The organism is Okeania sp. SIO2C9, from assembly GCF_010672455.1.
Classification (GTDB): Bacteria; Cyanobacteriota; Cyanobacteriia; order Cyanobacteriales; family Microcoleaceae; genus Okeania.
In genome coordinates this window covers 41016-61646 of sequence record NZ_JAAHGO010000044.1, presented here as the reverse complement: position 1 = coordinate 61646, position 20631 = coordinate 41016, and the positions used below count along the sequence as shown (strand labels likewise).

Here is a 20631-nt window from a genome sequence, read left to right as displayed (position 1 = left end):
TTTTAGGCTGAAAACCAGGCACTTTTTAAAGACCCCAAAAAGGCACTTACCTTTATCTGTAAATACTTTTAGATTTAATCAACAAACTCTAATTAATCAAGTATCAAATTAATTATGAAAGTTGAATACTGAATTATATAAAGACTATTTCCAAAAGGAATTTATTTATCTTTTCTTTCACAGGTTTAATACCCCCACATCTCACCTGCGGTGTTCAAAATTATTTGGGGTTAGAATCAATAAGCAATTTTCCCTCCTGACTCCTGACTCCTGACTCCTGACTCCTTCTTCAAGTAGATTTTTGACAAAATATGGGAAAAGAATATTTCGACAGCAAAGAAAATTATCAACAAAATAATCCTCAAAATAAAGGTTTATTAGGAGCTGGTTGGCGACCACTTCACCGAGACTTTGATTTGGAATATCTATGGTATTTATTATCTAACGATCTTTGGGAACTAAGTCAAAAAACTCTTGATATAGCGAGTGACCTTGCTGATGCTTTGGGTCGTCATCAATTTGCTTGGTGGGCGAATATATTAAATGTTTTTTCGGAAAATACACGATATGAATTTGATGAATTTTGGGACTATATAACTCCTCAACCTCCAGCTCCAGATTATCGTTATCAAGATGTATTGAGTGTAGAAACACCTGTGACACGTACTATTACTAGAGATACTATTGCTATTGAATATGTTCTCAATAGATTACAGGAAATTACTATTTTTAAAATACTTGATTTATTGGGTAAACCTGACATAATTACCCAGTCATTCATGGAAAGAAATTTTTACTATCCGATAGAAAGATTTATCAGTTGGCAAAGTCTAGAAACTTTAGGAACAGTATATGGTTACTGGTCAAAATATTCTTGTTGGTTACAAATAGAAAGTTATGATAAAGGTAGACGTTACTACAGTTTAATTGCTAAAGATATAGCTCCACTTGTGAGAAAATCAACCTATAATATGGCAGTGATGGTAAGTGGTTATCAATGTCGTATAGGACAAGTTCAAAGTCAATTTCCGATCGATACATTTCCTCAAGATATTCAAAATTTTACTGACACAGTACAACAAGCAATTCTGGAACAAAATCAATTAGCTGTATTAGTAAGTGGAAAACCAGGAACAGGTAAAACAGCTTGGACTCAAGCAGTAGCAAAAGAAGTTTTAGTTCCTTTAGGTTATGTAATTTTTATATTAGATCATGATGCAGTAGAAAATTTTGTACCACCAACATATCTAGAACAAATTTGCATTATTATTAATGAGGCAGATAATTTAGCTCAAGACCGCTCGCTTCAAGCTGCACAAACTAATAGTAAAACAGAACATATTCTCAGTTTGCTAGATGGTACTTTATATCAAAGTGTCGTAGATGAATCAGGAATTCATCTAAAACAGAAATTAGTTGTTTTAATGACCTGTAATACTAAAGAAAGGCTAGACCCAGCTATCTTACGGAAAGGTAGAGTAGATTTAATGTATGAATTTACTTGCTGCTTTGTGTAAATTTGCGCAAAAAGCAAAAGATAGTATGTATGATTAGATAGTATGTATGATTTATGAAGTTTTGATGTAGATTTTAGTTTATACACAAAAGCTTGTTAAAATATATTGAAGATTACAATTATAATTCTAAAGTGGAGGAAGACACTTAGAATTGAGTTTATAGCTATTTATAGGTAAACTAATCATAAAAATTGGATAATAAAAAATATAGGATTTTTTGTAATTGGCAAGAATTAATCATAGATTAGAATGTCCATTTCAATATTTCTTGTTCAGTATAAAAATTTAAAATCTGTATTTGATTAAGTCACAAATAACTATGTATTAGTAGAAAATTACTAAAAACAATAAATGTAGGTTGAATTATAATTACCTCTAAAAATACTTAATCTTCAGGTAATTGATGTTGCCTATTTGTAAATTTTAGATTGAATAAAATATTTTTTTAAAATTTCCTGAAGTCACAAAAATATACAGAAAACAGAAGATATTTATTGTAGTAAATCTATTTTCAAAGTAATTTTTGTTTTTATTATGTTTTTTATTTACCTATTTCATATTCATAACTTTTGAATTTCTGAAAAAGCTTGATAATTTTTTTATTGGTTCTTCTTTTTTTTCAAATAATAATTAACTTCTCGAACCGAGATATTCTTAAGACAAAAATTAACTGTTAATTAATATTTGACAACTTGCATTTATAGACAAGTTAGTTTTGAAAATATGATAGTCGAGGTGGTGAAACCAATCATATTCAACACCCGCTAATTTATCAAACAGAGATTATGTATAATCTGACAGTACAAACACCAAATCAGACTAGGGAAGAAACTTCAAAAATGAAACAAAGGCCAACAAAAGCGAATAATGATGGTCATTCAACCCTTCCCCAGAGTCATCAATATCCAGAGATACATGGAAGTCACCATCAATTATACCAATTCATCAAACACATACCTGTTGCTATAGCAATGCTAGACAAAGAAATGTGCTACCTGGCAACTTCTGGGATGTGGTTACAATATTGGCAACTTGAAGCTGATAAAATTATTGGTAATCAACATTCTCAGTTATTCCCTAATCTCCCAGATTCTTGGCATCAACAAGCTAAAAAATGTCTACTGGGTATCATTGACCAATTTGATTTAGAACATCTAATTACCGTTCCTGCTTCTAATAGATTGATGCAATGGGTAAAATGGAATGTCAAATCTTGGCATACAGAAGAAGGTATTATTGGTGGTCTGATTATATCTACAGAGGAAATAACACCAGACAAACAACTTCAACAACAACTAGAATTAACTCAGTTAGCAACAGATAATGCTGGTGATGCTATTTTCTGGATAACAATTGGTGGAAAAATATGTTATACAAATAAACAAGGCTGTAATTTTCTTGGCTACTCCGAATCTGAACTACTTGAACTAACAATTCACGATATAGACCTAAAATTATCAGTAGAAGTTTGGCAAACTCATTGGCAAAAAGTTAAAAATCAAAATCATTTGAGATTTGAGTCTAATTTTCTAACAAAAAAAGGCAATATTTTACCTGTAGAAGTTAATGTTAATTATTTAGAATTTCAGGGTAATGAATATCAATGTGCTTTTGTGCGTAACATTTCGCAGCAAAATAATATTAATCTACATTTACGAGAAGCTAAAGAACAATTGCAAGCTGTTTTAAATGCTGTTCCAGGATTAGTGTCATGGGTAGATGCAGATTTACGATATATAGGAGTTAATCAACATCTAGCTAATGCTTATAATTTACCCATAGAAACTTTTATTAATCAAGAAGTAGGATTTTTGCAAACAAGTCCAGAATTTAATGATTTTGTTTATGAATTTTTTGCTAAACCAGATTGGAGTTATGCCAAAGAAGTAACAACAAATGTTAGAGGAAATAGTAGAATTTATCTAATAGTTGCTCAAAAATATTATCGTGATGAAGTATCGTTACCATCTGCAGTTTTTGTCGGTTTAGATATTACAGAACGTTTGGAAATGGAGGCTTCACTACGTAATAGTCAGCAAAAATTCCGGCAACAAGCTTATCAATTAGAGCAAACTTTGCAGAAACTAAACTCGACAACTACTCAGTTAATTCAAAAGCAAAAAATGTCTTTCTTAGGACAGCTTGTTACAGGTATTGTCCATGAAGTGAATAATCCTGTTAATTTTATTTCTGGCAATATTGCTCATGCGATAAATGATGTTAAAGATTTGTTGTATTTAGTCAATATCTACCAACAAAATCTTCCTCGCCTTTTGCCAGAAATTGAGTCAGAAATTGAAGATATAGAACTAGATTTTATTCAGGAAGATTTGCCAAAATTATTAGAGTCAATCATGGCAGGAGCAAAAAGAATTCAAGATGTAGTAAGTTCGCTCAAACAGTTTTCTACAGCAGAAGAAGAATCTATAAAAGCAGTAGATATTCACAAAGGTTTAGACAGTACACTTTTAATTTTACAGCATCAGTTTCAAGGCAAAGGAGGTTGTCCTGATATTAATTTGATTAAAAAGTATGGGAGCTTACCAAAAGTCGAATGTTATCCTGGACAATTGAATCAAGTTTTTATGCACATTTTAACTAATGCTATTGATTCACTGGAGGATAAATACGAAGATTTAGTAACAAAAAATATCAGTAATCAACCATTTGAACCAAAAATTATAATTAGTACAAAAGTAAAAGATTATTATGTAGAGATTGCTATTTATGATAATGGCTCTGGCATGACTGAAGAAATATCTAGCCGTATATTTGAACCTCTATTTACTACTAAACATACAGAAAAAAATATAGGTTTAGGTTTGTCAATTTCTCAGGAATTAATTGTTGAAAAACATCATGGAAAATTGTACTGTAATTCTCAAGCTAGAGAAGGTTCGGAATTTATAATTGAGATTCCTATTAAGTTCGGTCATTCAAGTTAGAAAGGAAAACAATTGAAGAAGGAAGAAGGAAGAAGGGAAAATTGCTTATGAATTGTCAACTACTGGCCACGCTCGTGTTTGATCGCTCCAAACAATTTTAAGGACTCTCTTTGACATACTCTCCGGCCTAAAGGCGCGGAGATTCTCCTGAAACCAGGATTCTTGGTTCAATGAGTCCACTTAAACTAAACACCTTGCGGCATCTAGTCCAGAGATGGTTCTCTCCCCAAGCGTTTGCTCTATTTCAAGAGCCCGTTCCCGTATGCCCTACGGTACAGTTCAAACCTTAAAAAAAACTTTGGTTCTCTGATACTTGTTGCTTAGAGTTTTTCTATGTACAAGCATTACTGTACAAAACTCCATAACTCTACTTTTCAAGGTGCAAACGCTACAGTTAAGCAGCTATAGGTTTTTAGAGCGGTTGAATACCTTTCCGCTGTTTCCACTATAACACAAAGTCCCCCTGGAAGGGGGAGGCTTTCAACCCAATTTTCCGGTAAGGTGGGGTATTAAACCCGCCACAGTTAATGAAGTCAGAAGTCATAATTCAGAAGTCAGATAGGGGAGCCGTCGGATTGGCGACGTACAGAAGTTAACCCACCCCTAGCCCCTCCCCCGACCGTGGAGGGGAAGTAGGGGATTTGAGCTCCGCTCTAAAAATATTTCGCCATTTCCCGGCGGGGTTGCGCGGCCCAATTATTTTGATAAAGAGAAAAAAAGACTTTTTACCGAATAATTAATAATTAATAATTAATAATTAAATAATTCGCGCCTTGAAGCCTCCCCTTGGATAGGGGAAAAAAGCGGTCGAGGGATGGCGAGGTCCCCTCGCCATATCCAATCGACCAAGACAGCGGTCGTTTGCGGAGCAGTCCGTTAGGATGGGATGGCGAGGTCCCCTCGCCATATCCAATCGACCAAGACAGCGGTCGTTTGCGGAGCAGTCCGTTAGGATGGGATGGCGAGGTCCCCTCGCCATATCCAGCAGCTTCCCCGTTGGGTGGGATGGCGATCTTCGGAGCGGCTCTGTCAAGAGCTAGTCTCCTCGCCATATCCAATCGACCAAGAAAAGAAATAATATCTCCTGATATTCAATTCCGTAACGGTTTTAACCAGAGGTAATTATCAATTATCCATTATCCATTATCAATTAATGAACAATCCTATCCGTTTTAAGGCTATCCATTACCGAAAAATCCTAGTCTAAAGCCTCCCTTTTTAAGGGTATAAAAAAAAGATAATTCCGTATTTCAAGCCTTATTATTGCAGAGATACTGATAACTGATAACTAAAATGACCCACATCTTTCTTAACGAAAAACTTGATAAATATAGACGAGTTATTTATAGTTATTTAACTTTAGATTGAGACAAAGCTTTCTTGCTATTAGGAAGTTTCAGACGAAAAAACGTCTCATTTTTAAGTTGAAGTACTATATAAGTCTTTGAGAGGCTTTTTCCGGAGAAAAGTGTATTTAAAAGTACATTTTTTCAGAACTGTAGACAAGATTCTTACTCCCCACATCCCTACCCTGGAATGCTTCTAAGACTTATGGGTAAGACATAGTTTTTAAGGAGAGGTAATTGTTAATTATTAATTGTTAAAAAATCATCTATAATTACGATATCAAGAAAATTTTTCCACCAGAGCTAATAAAAAATTTACAGTTAAAAATCCAACTCCGAAAAGAAGGATAAAAAACAAAGTGACACTAAAAATAGACTGAATTTTTTTCATAGTACATTTTTGATACGAAATTTAGATGGGGAAGTGAAAATTATAAAATTCTATTCTAATTCTATAAGCTGCTAAAAATCGTAAAATCAGAACAGAATATTTCTTGGATTATGTATAGTATTTATCTATAGTAAGTATAGTATGGAAGCAAGTCGGATTGCATTTAGATTTGTAACCTCCTTTCATAATTAAAGTTGATGCTCTTGATTAGTTAAGAAACATCACCAAGACTTATAATTTAGAATATTTCCGTTATGAAATGGAATTAGGTATGGTAGGAAAATCCTGTTATAAATACAGATAGGGTAAGTTGATTACTGTCAAAAAAATTGGCATCGAATGCACTAAAGACTAAGAATAGAAAACTTTTTCTGCTACTGCCTTACATTTAGCTTAAGGAATATATAGTTATGGGGAATCAAGATTCATTACTCCGGAAAGCTCTGAAACCAACATTGTATAAAAAGCATTGGATAAATTTGGTAGAGTATGCTTCAATAGTGGGTTCGGCAGTAGGTGCTTTTGCAGTAGCAGTTGGAAGTCATACTTTTTACGCAGTAGCTCCTCTAACATTGGCCTTATCTCTAAATGTGGCTAATAGATATAGATTTGAAAAACAGATGCAATTATCTCAGCAGTCTGAGATGGTAGAAGTTCAAAAATCAGTAGAAAAGCTAGAAAAAAATGCTGTCAAGGTAATAGTAAAGCTTCGTCAACAGCTTTCTACAGATATTGAATCAGTTCGTGAAACACTCTCTACTCAATCAACACAAACTGTAAATTCAGAAATACAACAGCAACTAACTGCACTAGAATCTTCAGTTTCTTCTGTACAAGAAAGTTTAGCATCTGTCGATACAAAATCTTTAAGTACAAATGATTGGCAAACAGTGAATGGCCGTCTTTTGGTAATTGAGGAAGCGATCGCCAATTTGCAAAGAGATATGGAAATATTGGCCAAACAACCTCAATCACAAATATCTCAACTTCAGGCCAAAATTGAAGATTTGGAAATACAAAATACGGAAGTTGTCAAACCTCATTTGAAGCGTTTGATTACACTTGTGAGGCAATTACAACATACAAGTTATTCAAATTCATCATCTCATCAATCTGTAATTTCAAAACAACATTTTAGAGAACGTACTAGCGAGTCAGTTAAGCAACCTGAAGGTAGGTTTTAATAATTAATAATGAATAATTAATAATGAATAATTAATAATTACTTCTCCTTTAAAACGGATAGGATTGACTCAAAGGAAAAAAAATCTTTTTATTCCCTTAAAATATGAGGCTTTCAAGCACAATTTTTTTGTAAATAATAAAACTCTTAAGGTAAGTTGATTATTAATGTAGATTTCAAGAAAAATGACTCAGATTATTTTAGAAAAACTCAAGCCTTATTTAATAGATCGATTAAAAGATTTAGCTGCAAAAAATAATCGTACTTTGGAAGAAGAAATCACAGAAATTTTGGAGCAAGCTTTAGAAACTAAAGTAGAAATTAAGCCGAAATACGAAGGATGGCAACCGGGGTTTTTTGAAGAGGTTATAGGAGGTTGGGTTGGTGAACCTTTAGTGCGAGAACCTCAACCAGAATATCAGGAACGAGAAGCTTTTGTGAAAGAAAAATGACAATGGTATCCTGATTTTTTTGAAAAAACTTGTGGTATTTGGGAAGGTGATTTAGTGCGAGAACCTCAACCAGAATATCAGGAAAGAGAGTCTTTTTTATGAAGTTATTTATTAGATACAAATGCTTGTATTAAATACTTAAATCCCAGCATTAGTCGAATTATTAATCATATAAAACCACTCTATCCATATGATATTTTTATTTGTGAAATTCAAGTTAATTATTAACTAATAAAATGACTACCAGTAACAATCCACCGAATATCAAAATATCTCTACCAGACCATACTCAATTACCAGAATCAGACAACATTTTCAGTAACAATCAACCTAACACCAAAATATTTGTACCAGACCATACCCATTTACCAGAATCAGACGGCACTTTTGTGAAGAATTTTCAGGAGCATCCCCAAAGCATTTTATTAACAGATTCTATTCGACCTATACTAGAAAAAATTCATCCAGACCAACAATATTGTATCGGTCAAGATTCAGGAATTTATTGGCGAATTGCGGAACCTTTAGACCGAGGTGCTGTTTCTCCAGATTGGTATTATATTCCTAATGTTCCACCTAAATTAAATGGTGAAGTTCGTCGTTCCTATGTGTTGTGGCAAGAACTTATTCCACCATTAATTGCTATAGAGTTTGTGTCGGGAGATGGTTCGGAAGAAAGAGATAAAACACCTCTAATTCGAGGGGAAAATGAATCTACACAAAGACCTGGTAAATTCTGGGTTTATGAACAGATAATTCGACCACCTTTTTATGCTATTTACGAAGTTAAAAAACCAGGAGTAGAAGTATATAAATTGGCAGGAACTAAATATGAATTAGTAGAGGCAAATGAGCGGGGTCATTATCCAATTCCAGCATTAGGAGTAGAGTTAGGTATTTGGTCTGGTAGGTATCAAAATCTTGAACTACCTTGGTTACGTTGCTGGGATAGTGAAGGTAATTTGTTAACAACAAGTGAAGAAAGGTTGGAAACGACAGAATTATTGTTGGCACAAGAAAGTCAAAAAGCTGAACAGGAACGTCAAAGGGCTGAAAAGTTGGCTGAAAAGTTAAGAGCAATGGGTATCGATCCGGAGGAGTGAGGTTGTATGGAAGTTGGTTAGGATAAAGTAAAAATTGTCGTAACTTTTGAATTTTTTTAGCTGTCTATAAATTGTGATTCGGTAAAGTTTGACTTAATTAAAAAAGAACGGTTTAAGTCGAATTGGTCTTAGCAAAAATTTGATGCTAAAACTAGCGATCGTCTGATTCATTCAAAAGGCAATTGATACATGAATCATATTCATTTTTGATTTTCTATTTTAGGTGGATCGTTAAAGATTATTGGAAAAATTCCTTCTAAAATAAGAGGAATTTGTAAAAAGAAAAATAATAATAATAATAAAAGCATTTGTCCTGGTGGTATTTTCTTAATTATATTGTTGGCTGAAGTGTCTATAAGTTCGGATTTTAAAGTATTTATATCAGCTTGACTATAATCCCCAGAAATGATAACAGCTATTCGTGGCTTCCCCAAAAATTTAGTACCCCTAAAACTGACATTTTCAACTGTTATACCCAGATTTTGTTCAGCAATTTTATTGTTTAGTTCCCCTGATTGAAAAAGTTGTTCTAGTTTTTCTAGTTCTGATTGAGAACCTTCAAAAATTAATTTAAGACTACCTAGTTCAATTCCAGCAAAATAAATATTGCCATCAGTCAATGCTTGCAAAACTTCAAGAATAGTTTTTAACTCTTCTATCAATTTTTCATTATTCCTAATCCTACCAGCAATTGCAAATGCAGTAGTTTGCTCTTCTATTACTATTTTTTCTTTTAAGGAAAGTGTTTCACATATTTTATTATAATTATCAGGCAGAATTGTCTGTTTTTGAAAAAATCTATTGATCACATCGCGAGATAATTTGGTTGTTTTCGCAAGTTTAGTTTTTGTATAAATTTTTAGTTCTCGCATAGCTTCTTCAGCTCTTTCTATCAAATTATCATCTGCTTTAATATAGGTTCGTTCTTTAATAGGGGTTCTTTTAGCTGGGCTTGTATTGCTCATAGCTAGATTAATTATATGTTGAGAATAACCTTAATCTAAATTAATTAGACTGTATTATTTCACATCATCATCTTCCTTTTCTCTTATTGCAATCTTAAGGTCGCTACTACTTAATTGTTCTAAAAGTTTGATAATTACTTCTAAGTCTTCTATCCGTTTTTTATCAATACTACCAGTAATTGTAAATGTAGCTATTTCTTCTCTTTTTACTATTTTTTCATTTAATAAAAGTGTTTCACATATTTGATCATAACTATAACGTCGAATTTCCTGTTTTTGAAAAAATTTATTTATCGTACTCCGAGATAACTTCGCTATTTCTGCAAGTTCAATTTTTGTATAAATTTCTAGTTCTTGCATAGCTTCTTTAGCCCTTTCTATCAAGTCATCATCTGCTTTAATAGTCTGTTTGTTAGGACTTTGACCTTGGTCTGTGCTGCTCATAATAAGGTTGTGGGACTAGGGGTATTCTAGAATAACTAAAGTTTTCTATATAACTAATAATTTCTTAAGCTTGGATCAAGCAGAGTGTATAACCCAAAAAAAACTTGATTTTTATTACCATTACACTTTTTTCATCTTCAAGACTTGATAAAGCAAAGTTTTTTAGGATTATTTTGTTCTTATTTTATGGCCATTACTGTAGGAAAGCTAGGATTAATTACTTAGACAACCATAAGTTGATCATAAAACAATCACAAGACCATCACAAAACCATCAGGACAAAACCTTTACACAGTCAAGATTACAGGATTTTGAGTAAAAAATTTATTTATTGCACTGTGAGACATTTGAATTATTTCTGCAAGTTTTACTTTTGAATATGTTTCTAGTCTCGGCATCGGTTTTTCAGTTATTTTTATACCTTCTAAAAAAGCAGAAATTAATCACTAAAACATTCATAAGTCAAACATAAAAAGCTCACGTAACAACCTTTAAAAAGTCACGATTTGTGTTGTCTTTAAGCCATACTAATAAGTACAAATATTAGTGAAATAAATGAAATTATGAACAACAAAAAAGTGGTAATTACACATACACAACCCTCTAATCCAACAGAAAAAATTCAGGTCAAATCTGATTTGCCTAATGGTGATAGTCTAGGGGATATTATCTTGGCAACAGCTGTTCTAATTACAGCGATCGCCAAATTAGTTGAGGTATCTCTTCCAGTAATGAAAAAGAACAATAAGTAAGTTCTTGAATTAACAGCCTAATCAAAAATCCCGCACTCTCTTTTTGAGGGAGTAGCGGGATAAAAGTCGCAAATTTTGGTGTATACTAATCTAAAATTGGGAAAGTTTTACCTACAATTCCTCATCTACTTTTTCTCCATCAATTTCTGACTACTTTCAAGCATATTAATAAACTCACTCCGATAACCTTCTAAATCCAAACCTTTCGATTCATTTGCCAACTTCAACACTTCATTAAAACTAGCATCACCTTTATATTCAGAATCTCGCAAAATCATTCCATACTCAGCCACAGCTGCCGCAAACTTAAAATCATTTGAAGCATCATCTAAACTCACTCCCTTATCAACAACTGGCTGTTTTATCAACTCAGAAGTTGTACCCTTTGGCTCCTTATAACGCAACTTAACCAACATTAATTCATCACTATTATAAGCTGCCTCGTCAACTTGATTATCTTGATATCTCAACTCATCAACTTCTGGCAAATTCACATTACTCTCTACTCCCACAGGAATAACTTCATAAAGTGCTGTAACCGAATGTCCTGCACCTAACTCTCCCGCATCCTTTGTATCATCATTAAAATCTTGAGAACGTAACAGTCGATTTTCATAACCAATTAAACGATAAGCTTGTACTTTTGCCGGATTAAATTCCACTTGAATTTTTACATCCTTGGCAATAGTTAATAGAGTTCCTCCCATCTCTGTCACTAACACTTTTTTAGCTTCCAACAAATTATCAATATAAGCATAATTCCCATTTCCTTTATTAGCCAACTGTTCCATTTTGGCATCCTTAAAATTACCCGTACCAAAACCAAGTACCGTTAGAAAAATTCCTTCATCTCGATAATTTTCGATCATTCTTACCAATTCAGCATCGCTAGAAACTCCCACATTAAAATCTCCATCAGTCGCCAGAATAACTCGATTATTTCCTGAAGATTGATAAAACCTTTTAGCTAAATCGTAAGCAAGTTTAATTCCTTCACCTCCAGCAGTGGAACCTCCAGCTTCTAGATTATTAATTGCTGCGATAATTTTATCTTTTTCGCTGCCTTTTGTGGGAGGTAAAACTACTCCTGCCGCTCCAGCATAAACAACTATTGATACAGTATCCTTTTCTGTTAGTTCATCAACCAATAATTGAAAAGCTGATTTGATTAAGGGTAGTTTATTAGGAGTATTCATCGAACCAGAAACATCTAACAAAAATACCAAGTTACTAGAAGGTAAATTTTCTGTAACTATATCTTTGCCTTGAATGCCAATATGAACTAATTGATGTTGAGAATTCCAAGGAGAATCAGAAATTTCTGTAGTAATAGAAAAGGGATTATTTGCTTCTGGTTGGGGATAGTCGTAAGTAAAATAATTTATTAATTCCTCAATTCTCACAGCATCTTTTGGTGGTAGTCTACCTTCAGTAATAAAGCGACGTAAATTACTATAAGATGCCGTATCTACATCAATGGAAAATGTTGAGAGGGGATTATTTTTTACTATTTTAAAAGGGTTGTCATTAATCAGGTCATATTCTTCCGTGTTTGAAGATTGTGATTCTACAGTTGAATCTATTTCAAACTGTGAAAAACTAGGAGCAGTTTGTGTTAAAGCCATATCTGCTGATTTTTGACGCCCTCTAGTACCTCCTCCTCTAGTAGCACCTTCCCTGAATTGAGAAGGTATTGAGCTTTGAGGAGTTGTATTTAGAGTTGCTGAAGGTGGTGGTGGAGGTGCAGGTGGCGCTGATGAAATTACTGCTTCTTCTGTTCTTTCTGATTGACTGCCACAGGCTATTAACATTAATAAAGGAAACAAGCCTAATAATAATTTTATTAGGCTAAATTGGTCGAACTTGACATTTTTTATCTTCATATTCTTGGCTCTAATATTGATTGAGTATTGAAATAATTTGACTAAAAATTTTTACTTACAGCACTTTTGAGGAAGCGTGAGGTACAGTTTAATACTAATCTCTATTCCCTATTTATTAAACTCGTAAAACTTTGTACATCATCAACTCCAAAACTGCTGTAATTTCAGCAAATTAGTCTGAACTACAAAAAAGAGCGATCGCTTTCCTGAAACTTGAGAAAAATTTCTTACTATAGTAGATGGAATAGCTGTTTATGTACCACAAGTTATCTAGATTGGGTAAAAATGGGCTATTTTAGATTCAAATAAATATTAATTTTTATTAAATCTTAAAAATCAAATATTTCCAAGGTAAAATCAAATATAGATAGATTGAAAAAATTACTATATAGGAGTTAAAAAATGGGATTTTTTGATAAATTTAGTAGTCAATTTATTGATATTATAGAATGGCTTGATTCCAGCGATAATACAATTTCTTATCGTTTTGAAAGACATAAAAATGAAATAAAAATGGGTGCCAAATTAACAGTGCGTCCGGGACAAGTAGCAGTATTTGTTAATGAAGGTAAAATAGCTGATGTTTTTTCGCCAGGAATGTATGAACTCTCTACTCAAAACTTACCGATTATTAGTACATTAAAAGGGTGGAAATATGGTTTTAACTCTCCTTTTAAAGCAGAAGTATATTTTTTTAATACTAAAGTTTTTACTAATTTTAAATGGGGAACAGCTAATCCCATTACAATTAGAGATTCTGAATTAGGACCAGTCCGTCTTAGAGCTTTTGGAAATTATAGTTTTAGGGTAAACAATCCTTCCAAATTACTACAAGAATTAGTAAGTACCGACGGACTATTTCAAACTGATGAAATTAGCGATCATCTTCGTAATATGATTATGACTTCCTTTGCAAGTTGGGTAGGAGAAGATCAAACTCCTTTGTTTGACTTAGCTTCTCATTATCGTTCTTTAGGAGAGCAAGTACGTCAAGCTATTCAAAGAGATTTTGCTCAAGTGGGAATTGAGTTAACTCAACTTCTGATTGAAAATATTTCTTTACCTCCTGAAGTTGAAAAAGCTCTTGATAAGAGAACTTCTATAGGTTTACTAGGAAATATGCAAGAATATACTCAATATCAAACTGCTCAAGCAATTGAAAAATCTGCCCAAAAACCAGGTACTAGTAATGCTGGAATGGAATTAGGTATGGGTATGGCGATAGCTAATCAAATGATGAATGGAATGCAATATCAATCATCACCTCAACAACAGTTACCTGTGACACCACCACCACCATCTCAAGGTAAATGGTATATTTATCAGAATAATCAACAATTAGGTCCTTTTTCTATTAATCAATTATCACAGCAAGGTTTAACCCCTCAAACTCAAGTTTGGAAAGCAGGAATGAATACTTGGAAAGCTGCTTCAGAGATTCCTGAATTAACTTTTCTATTTCCTGTTGCACCACCACCACCGCCTAGTATGGAAAAACAATGGTATATGTATCTTAATGGAGAGAGAATTGGTCCTTTGAATCAAGAGCAGTTATCACAACAGGGTTTAACAAGAGATACCCATGTTTGGACTAATGGTATGGAAGGTTGGAAAAAAGCTTCAGAAGTGACAGAATTAGCTTCCTTACTAAATTCTACACCACCACCTCCTCCTCAATTAGTGTAAGTTTTTTTAATTATCTGTTGACATAGAAAAAGTAGGTTAAACAATTAATAATTAATAATTAATAATTAATAATTACCTCTCCTTGAAAAGAAGAGGATTCACACTTAAGGAAAATTTTTTCTTGTTTTTCCTTTAAAGGAGAGGCTTTAAACCTTATATCATGTTCGGTTAAATACTTATACTTTGGCAGAGGGAAGGCAGAAAGCAGCTATGCTGAAGGCAGAAGGAAGAGAGGAAAGTTTAAAGTGAAGAAGTTTTTATAACTAATCATCCGAACATGATATTAATTATTTATTCGGTAGAAAAGCAAAAAAACACTTAAAAATTGGCGTTGCTCAATGATTTTATAATTTTTTAGTAGTCAGTAGCTAGTAGTTAAAAGAGTTTTTTTATTTCCCAATAGTGACAATATTTAGGGTTTGCTGAAAAAGTCTTTTTTAAGCAGCAGGGGAGTAGGGGAGTAGGGGAGTAGGGGAGTAGGGGAGTAGGGGAGTAGGAGATTCATTAATGGATAATGGATAATGGATAATGGATAATTACCTCTGGTTAAAATCGAGAGGATTGAATATGAGGAAATATTATTTCTTCACAGGAGTCGATTGGATATGGCGAGGAGACCTCGCCATCCCTCGACCGCTTTTTTCCCCTTGAAAGGGGAGGCTTTTAACCAGAATTATTTAATTAATAATTAATAATTATTCGGTAAAAAAGTAAAAAAGTAAAAAAGTGAAAAAGTAGGAGAGTAAAAGAGTAGAAGAGTAAAAGAGTAGGGGGAGTAGGGGAGTAGGGGAGTAGGAGAGTAATTTTTGGGCTACTCTCCTGCCCAAAATGCTGACTTTTTGAGCATAAAGCAGCTCAAAACTAGGTACTTTTTCCAGAGTAAAAAAGGCTAAAACCTTTATATATAAATGCTTTGATCTTTAATCATCAAGCCCTATTTAGACCTTAGGATTATCAACCTTAAATCTTCATTTTCAAAAGTTTCATACCTCCATTCAGCAACGCCTAAAAATCTGTTCATTTCAATACATCAAACTTTGTGTTTGTGTAAGCATTCAGCTATTAGCGGTCAGCTATTCCTAGGTCATGCTGCGCAAACAGCAATAAAAATGAATGAAGCAAGGACTTGCTTAACTTCTACTACATTTTTAAACAAAGAATTGAAGCACAAGAATAAAGAGCTTAAATTGTCCACTAGAGATAATAAAGCTGATAGCTGATAGCTGACCGCTGAATGCTTACGTGTTTGTTAAAGTTTATGATTCCGGAAGAACAAAGTTTTTACTAATAAATCTTCCATAACAAATTAATCAAGAACTAAATACTAACTAAAAAAATTACAGATGAATCAAAGTAATAATTCCTCATCAATTAAACGCTTTCCTTGTCCTAGTTGTGGAGCAAAAGTTAGTTTTAATCCCGAAGTTGCTCAATTAAAATGTGAATATTGTGGCTGGGAAGATGTTATCCCTGATAGTGACGAAAAAATTCAAGAGCAGTCTTATGAACAATATCTTAATCAAAGTAATATTAAATTAGCTACTCTATCAGAAATAGCCTTAGAAGTTAGCTGTAATAATTGTGGTGCAACTATTGAATTTGAACCACCACAAATAGCTGGAGAATGTGCTTTTTGTGGCTCAAATATAGTTGCATCTCCTACCAGTTCAGACCCCACTATTTTACCAGAAGGATTAATTCCTTTTACCATTGGACGTAAAAAAGCTAGAGAAGAAGTGCAATCATGGATTAATAAACTATGGTTTGCTCCTAATGCTTTAAAAAAATTAGCTCAAATGGAGAAAATAAAAGGAATTTATCTGCCTTTTTGGACTTATGATGCTTATACTACTACTAATTATCGTGGGCAAAGAGGGGTTTATTATTACACTACTGAAACCTATACAGAAAATCAAGAAACAAAAACTCGTACAGTTCGTCATACAATGTGGTATAGTGCATCAGGACAAGTAAGTCGTTTTTTTGATGATATTTTAATTAGTGCTACTTTCTCAGTCGATAAAAAACGTTTGGATGCCCTTGAACCTTGGCATTTAAACAAATCTCTTCGCCCCTACGAATCATCATTTTTGGCAGGTTTTGAAGCTCAAAAACCTCAAATTTCTCTTCAAGATGGTTTTGAAGAAGCTAAAAGAGTTATGGATGTAAAAATTAGATCTGATATTCGCCGGGATATTGGAGGAGATGAACAAAAGATTAATCATTCATCTACCTCTTATAGTGCTATTACTTTTAAACATATATTGCTTCCTGTTTATTTAACAGCATATAGATATCAAAATAAAACTTATCAAGTTATGGTTAATGCTTGTACTGGAGAAGTTCAAGGGGATCGCCCTTACAGTATCTTGAAAATAACTTTGATTATTTTATTTGCTTTAGCTATAGTAGCCATAGTTATTACTCTAGTAATAAGATTTAATTAGTACTTTTAGTACTTTTTGAACGGGAGTAAAGTATAGTGTTAGACCATCACTAGATTTAAAGATGAAATCTTCATAATTATCGCAACTTTTAAGGACAGTACTATTGAGAGAAACTAAGTATTAACAAGTTCAATCTATCCATAGTGGCGATCGCTTGATTATTCAACAAAGATTCTCATATCAAGTAACATTAATTAATCACCATATAATAATGTAGTGACATTCCATGGGACATCACTACAGAGTTATACTCAATCAAGAAATATTTGCTACAAATATAATGGTAATTTTTAGTAGTAAATAGTAGATAGTTAGTAGTCAGTGGTTAGTAAAATATATTTTGTCTGATTTTCTATTATGAAAAACTCTATTATAGTCCATAGAACTTGTGAGATTAACAATTTGATTTTTCCCAATAATTTGGAACATTTTTTCCTCTTTATATTTTCCTGTTAAGTACCAATAATTAACCTGATTTTATTTTTAAACTTAATTTTTACATTTTTCTATTTTCTGCTTTTATTGAGGTGGGATGAAGTAGAGATGTAGCTGCTTTTTGAGCAATTGTTTCTGAGACTTGAATTTGCTGAATAGTAACTAAACCCTCTTTGATAAACATATCTCTTAAAGCTGCCTTTTCCCCACTATTAAAAGAAGTTTCATAAAAAACCTCTTTAATACCAGCAGAAATAATTAATTTCAAACAATAAAGACAAGGTTCTAAGGTGACATAAATAACAGCTCCATTCGTAGATATTCCATGTTTTGCAGCTTGAGCAATAGCATTAGCTTCTGCATGAACAGAACGAGATGGTAAAACTTTACTAGCATCACAACTACTTAATTCAGGATAACAAAAACCCTGACTTGTACAATGTGCAGAACCTGAAGGAGAACCATTATAACCAGTTGCTAAAACTTGTTTATCTTTAACTATTACTGCACCCACAGGAAAAGCAAGACAAGTTGAACGAGTAGCAGCTAGTTTAGCTATCATTAAAAAGTATTCATCCCAGGTTGGTCTTTGATATAATTTTTCTGTCATATTCCTGTAGAACCAAATCCTTTAATATCTCTTTCTGTTGTACTTAATTCATCAACTTCTTCTACATTAACAGATAATACTGATGCTATAACCATTTGAGCTATTTTCATTCCTCGCGTGACTTGAAAAGAATTTTTCCCATGATTAATTAAAATTATTCCAATTTCTCCCCGATAAGTTTCATCTATAGTTCCAGGACTGTTCAAAACTGTAATTTGATGTTTTAAAGCCAACCCACTTCTAGGACGAATTTGTGCTTCTGTTCCTGATGGTAATTCAATAGAAATACCTGTGTGAATTAATTGGCTTTCTCCAGGATTAATAGTTAATTCATCAATAGAAAATAAATCTAATCCGGCATCTTCTGGATGTGCATAATAAGGAACAATTGCCGATTCATCTAACTTTTTAACTTTAAGTTTCATTATTTTCAATTACAGCAGTTATCGAGTTAATTAGATACAAATTTTTATTGTTATAGGGAACAGGGAAAAGGGAAAATAAATTAATCAATCTATCTCACCATCCTAAAAAGTGTAATACATCTTTTGCTAGTAAGGCAGATGAGATTTAGGGAGCAAAAACACAAATGAGAGCAGAATATTGAGGTCATTTATCATCTAATAATTCCATTTTCCGAAAGAATTAGGTTGATAGGAACTTCCCAATTTTAGCACTCCTGCAACCGTAATGGTATTGATTGAACTTGAGACAAATTACCTCAGCTCCAATTACAAAGAATACGAAACAGTTTTTTCAACTCCAGGTCTCCCCTACTCCCCCACTCCCCCACTCCCTCACTCCCCTACTCCCTCACTGCCCTACTCCCCACCACTAGACTAAGGAGATAATTTACCTTTTCCTAGCCTATTTTGTTCATACCATTCTGCTATATTCGGCACCCAATCTTGAACATGAGGCCACATTAACTCACAAAGTTTTTGAATTTCCAATTGAGCATTCTTTTTGAAACGTAAATCCAAAAAATGTAGCAAACTACGACAATTAAAACTAACAACAAAATGCTGACGATAATCAAAAGGAATTTTTCCTCTAGCGTGTTCTTCAGACATTCCTAATTCCAGATCAAGTTTGTATTTTTTCGCTGCCTCCAAACACCACTGTAAATCTTGTTCTCGTTGTTCAGCAGAATAATAATATTTCTTCCCCTGACGATCAGAATATTCTCCCACCGGACGTAAGTAAAAAGCAGTCTCTATATCCGTTTTTCCCTCTGCCACTGCAATAACTTTTCCCGAACAAAATCGATAACTTTGTACATCGAAAGAATTATGAACAACTAAACCATTAGCTATAAAATTATGCTCTGGATGTTCTACTTCAATATCATAAGTAATTTCTTTGCCAAACTTTTCAATAGATTCTATTCCCACAAAAACACCACGATTACAAGACAAACTATTGTTTCTTATATTGTCAATTTTGTTATCTTTACTAGAACCCCAGGCAAGATTTTCTAACCTATTATCAAAACTATTTCCGTTTAAATGTCTGACTTCAAGTTGCTCATTTTCTCCCAATGGTTCAAAGTTTTCTATGACTAACCTATGTATATTTACTCGTGATACTTTACCAGACCCTATTCCATGACCTAAACTAGCAAATAAATAATCTTTAGATTTGCTCAGTTTTTTAATCTTAGAATTTGACAATAACTGAGAACGATCTCCCCTTCCTCCTCTAGGAAGATAAGAACGCAAACGACCCAAACTAGAAATTTCATATCCTTCATAATTTCTTACAGGTATCCACTTTTCATCTAATATTTCTTGTTCCATAAAATTAATTTCTTGTGGAGCAACTTTATCTTTTTTTTGCGGGTTTAATACCCCACCGTCTACACGGTGCTCAAAATTGTTCAGGGTTAGAATTTCCATGCAATTTTCCCTCCTGACTCCTGTACGTCGCCAATCCGACAGCTCCCCTACCTGACTCCTGACTCCTTCTTCAATACCAGTTAATTGCACTTCACATAATTGAGTGCTACTGTTAAATTCTTTTAACCTTTTCCACCCTTGATTAGTCCAAAACTGGTGTTCTAGTGTAGCTCTTATTTCTTTACCAGAAACAGTTTTTATTGTGTAGGTTTCTTGTTCGCCATTAATATATATATTGGTTATTTTACTGGAAACAAGTTGGTTAGTTTTAGTATCTAAAGTCAAAATAGTACGCCTAGATATACTTTCTTGCATATATTTTGCATCATTAGAAGTTTGTTGATGTTTTCTCCCGTAATGCCATAAATTAGCTAATTTTTCAATTGTTTCTTCATAATATTTCTCTCCTTTAGATAAAGACGAATGCCCAAATCTAACCTTTGTGTTACCCGACAAACAACAACCTATTCTATGAGTTCTTGCTTGCTGCATAACACTATGGGGAAAAAAACCACAATTAAAAGTAATTTGAGGATGCTCAATACACCCATAATGACCACGGTCTCCTGCCAAA

Annotated in this window: 14 protein-coding genes; 8 read left to right on the top strand and 6 right to left on the bottom strand. The window is 33.3% G+C overall.

Features of this window, described 5'->3' with window-relative positions; all coding sequences use genetic code 11:
• Positions 1 to 311: 311 nt before the first annotated feature.
• The 5 genes from F6K23_RS26715 (at position 312) to F6K23_RS26695 (ending at position 8937) form a co-directional block, all read left to right on the top strand.
• Entirely contained in the window at positions 312 to 1517 is a 1206-nt protein-coding gene (locus tag F6K23_RS26715) for an AAA family ATPase (protein WP_293161418.1), read from the top strand.
• Positions 1518 to 2302: 785 nt separating this feature from the next.
• Positions 2303 to 4462: a PAS domain S-box protein gene (locus F6K23_RS26710; RefSeq protein WP_293161416.1), complete on the top strand. Its 2160-nt coding sequence runs from the start codon at positions 2303 to 2305 to the stop codon at positions 4460 to 4462.
• A gap of 2147 nt (positions 4463 to 6609) precedes the next feature.
• Entirely contained in the window at positions 6610 to 7383 is a 774-nt protein-coding gene (locus F6K23_RS26705; RefSeq protein WP_293161414.1) for a hypothetical protein, read from the top strand.
• A 184-nt stretch (positions 7384 to 7567) separates the two neighbouring features.
• Positions 7568 to 7834, top strand: a complete 267-nt coding sequence (locus tag F6K23_RS26700) for a hypothetical protein (protein WP_293161412.1) — start codon at positions 7568 to 7570, stop codon at positions 7832 to 7834.
• A 236-nt stretch (positions 7835 to 8070) separates the two neighbouring features.
• Positions 8071 to 8937, top strand: coding sequence for a Uma2 family endonuclease (locus tag F6K23_RS26695; RefSeq protein ID WP_293161410.1), 867 nt, complete (start codon positions 8071 to 8073; stop codon positions 8935 to 8937).
• Between the two features lie 200 nt (positions 8938 to 9137).
• Here F6K23_RS26695 and F6K23_RS26690 read toward each other — a convergent pair whose 3' ends face one another.
• Positions 9138 to 9833 (bottom strand): hypothetical protein, encoded by a 696-nt coding sequence (locus F6K23_RS26690; RefSeq protein ID WP_293161408.1) that lies wholly within the window; start codon positions 9831 to 9833, stop codon positions 9138 to 9140.
• Positions 9834 to 9956: 123 nt separating this feature from the next.
• A complete protein-coding gene (locus F6K23_RS26685; protein WP_293161406.1) occupies positions 9957 to 10346 on the bottom strand; it encodes a hypothetical protein in 390 nt (129 codons plus the stop codon).
• A gap of 563 nt (positions 10347 to 10909) precedes the next feature.
• On the opposite strand from F6K23_RS26685, the gene F6K23_RS26680 reads away from it, so the two are divergent.
• A complete protein-coding gene (locus F6K23_RS26680) occupies positions 10910 to 11098 on the top strand; it encodes a hypothetical protein (RefSeq protein ID WP_293161404.1) in 189 nt (62 codons plus the stop codon).
• Positions 11099 to 11223: 125 nt separating this feature from the next.
• Here the strand turns inward: F6K23_RS26680 and F6K23_RS26675 are convergent, their stop codons facing one another.
• Positions 11224 to 12981 carry a VWA domain-containing protein gene (locus tag F6K23_RS26675; RefSeq protein ID WP_293161402.1) on the bottom strand — a complete coding sequence of 586 codons (1758 nt, stop codon included), beginning with the start codon at positions 12979 to 12981 and terminating at the stop codon, positions 11224 to 11226.
• 402 nt (positions 12982 to 13383) lie between these two features.
• Between F6K23_RS26675 and F6K23_RS26670 the strand changes: the two genes are divergently transcribed.
• Entirely contained in the window at positions 13384 to 14667 is a 1284-nt protein-coding gene (locus F6K23_RS26670) for an SPFH domain-containing protein (protein ID WP_293161400.1), read from the top strand.
• A 1343-nt stretch (positions 14668 to 16010) separates the two neighbouring features.
• Positions 16011 to 17114, top strand: a complete 1104-nt coding sequence (locus F6K23_RS26665; protein ID WP_293161398.1) for a hypothetical protein — start codon at positions 16011 to 16013, stop codon at positions 17112 to 17114.
• Between the two features lie 496 nt (positions 17115 to 17610).
• On the opposite strand, the gene F6K23_RS26660 is transcribed toward F6K23_RS26665, so the two are convergent.
• The 3 genes from F6K23_RS26660 to thyX all read right to left on the bottom strand — a co-directional run bounded on the left by F6K23_RS26660 (position 17611) and on the right by thyX (position 20630).
• On the bottom strand, positions 17611 to 18159 hold the full coding sequence (locus F6K23_RS26660) for a dCMP deaminase family protein (protein ID WP_293161396.1): 549 nt from the start codon (positions 18157 to 18159) through the stop codon (positions 17611 to 17613).
• Positions 18156 to 18584, bottom strand: coding sequence for a dUTP diphosphatase (gene dut / locus F6K23_RS26655; protein ID WP_293161394.1), 429 nt, complete (start codon positions 18582 to 18584; stop codon positions 18156 to 18158). The genes F6K23_RS26660 and dut overlap by 4 nt, the downstream gene beginning before the upstream one ends.
• 414 nt (positions 18585 to 18998) lie before the next feature.
• The gene (gene thyX, locus F6K23_RS26650) at positions 18999 to 20630 is read right to left on the bottom strand and encodes an FAD-dependent thymidylate synthase (RefSeq protein ID WP_293161392.1); all 1632 of its coding nucleotides are present in this window, start codon (positions 20628 to 20630) and stop codon (positions 18999 to 19001) included.
• Position 20631 lies beyond the last annotated feature (1 nt).

Coding starts and splice junctions, on each gene's coding strand:
- F6K23_RS26715 (WP_293161418.1), top strand. CDS start 312: ATGGGAAAAGAATATTTCGACAGCAAAGAAAATTATCAACAAAATAAT.
- F6K23_RS26710 (WP_293161416.1), top strand. CDS start 2,303: ATGTATAATCTGACAGTACAAACACCAAATCAGACTAGGGAAGAAACT.
- F6K23_RS26705 (WP_293161414.1), top strand. CDS start 6,610: ATGGGGAATCAAGATTCATTACTCCGGAAAGCTCTGAAACCAACATTG.
- F6K23_RS26700 (WP_293161412.1), top strand. CDS start 7,568: ATGACTCAGATTATTTTAGAAAAACTCAAGCCTTATTTAATAGATCGA.
- F6K23_RS26695 (WP_293161410.1), top strand. CDS start 8,071: ATGACTACCAGTAACAATCCACCGAATATCAAAATATCTCTACCAGAC.
- F6K23_RS26685 (WP_293161406.1), bottom strand. CDS start 10,346: ATGAGCAGCACAGACCAAGGTCAAAGTCCTAACAAACAGACTATTAAA.
- F6K23_RS26680 (WP_293161404.1), top strand. CDS start 10,910: ATGAACAACAAAAAAGTGGTAATTACACATACACAACCCTCTAATCCA.
- F6K23_RS26675 (WP_293161402.1), bottom strand. CDS start 12,981: ATGAAGATAAAAAATGTCAAGTTCGACCAATTTAGCCTAATAAAATTA.
- F6K23_RS26670 (WP_293161400.1), top strand. CDS start 13,384: ATGGGATTTTTTGATAAATTTAGTAGTCAATTTATTGATATTATAGAA.
- F6K23_RS26665 (WP_293161398.1), top strand. CDS start 16,011: ATGAATCAAAGTAATAATTCCTCATCAATTAAACGCTTTCCTTGTCCT.
- F6K23_RS26660 (WP_293161396.1), bottom strand. CDS start 18,159: ATGACAGAAAAATTATATCAAAGACCAACCTGGGATGAATACTTTTTA.
- dut (WP_293161394.1), bottom strand. CDS start 18,584: ATGAAACTTAAAGTTAAAAAGTTAGATGAATCGGCAATTGTTCCTTAT.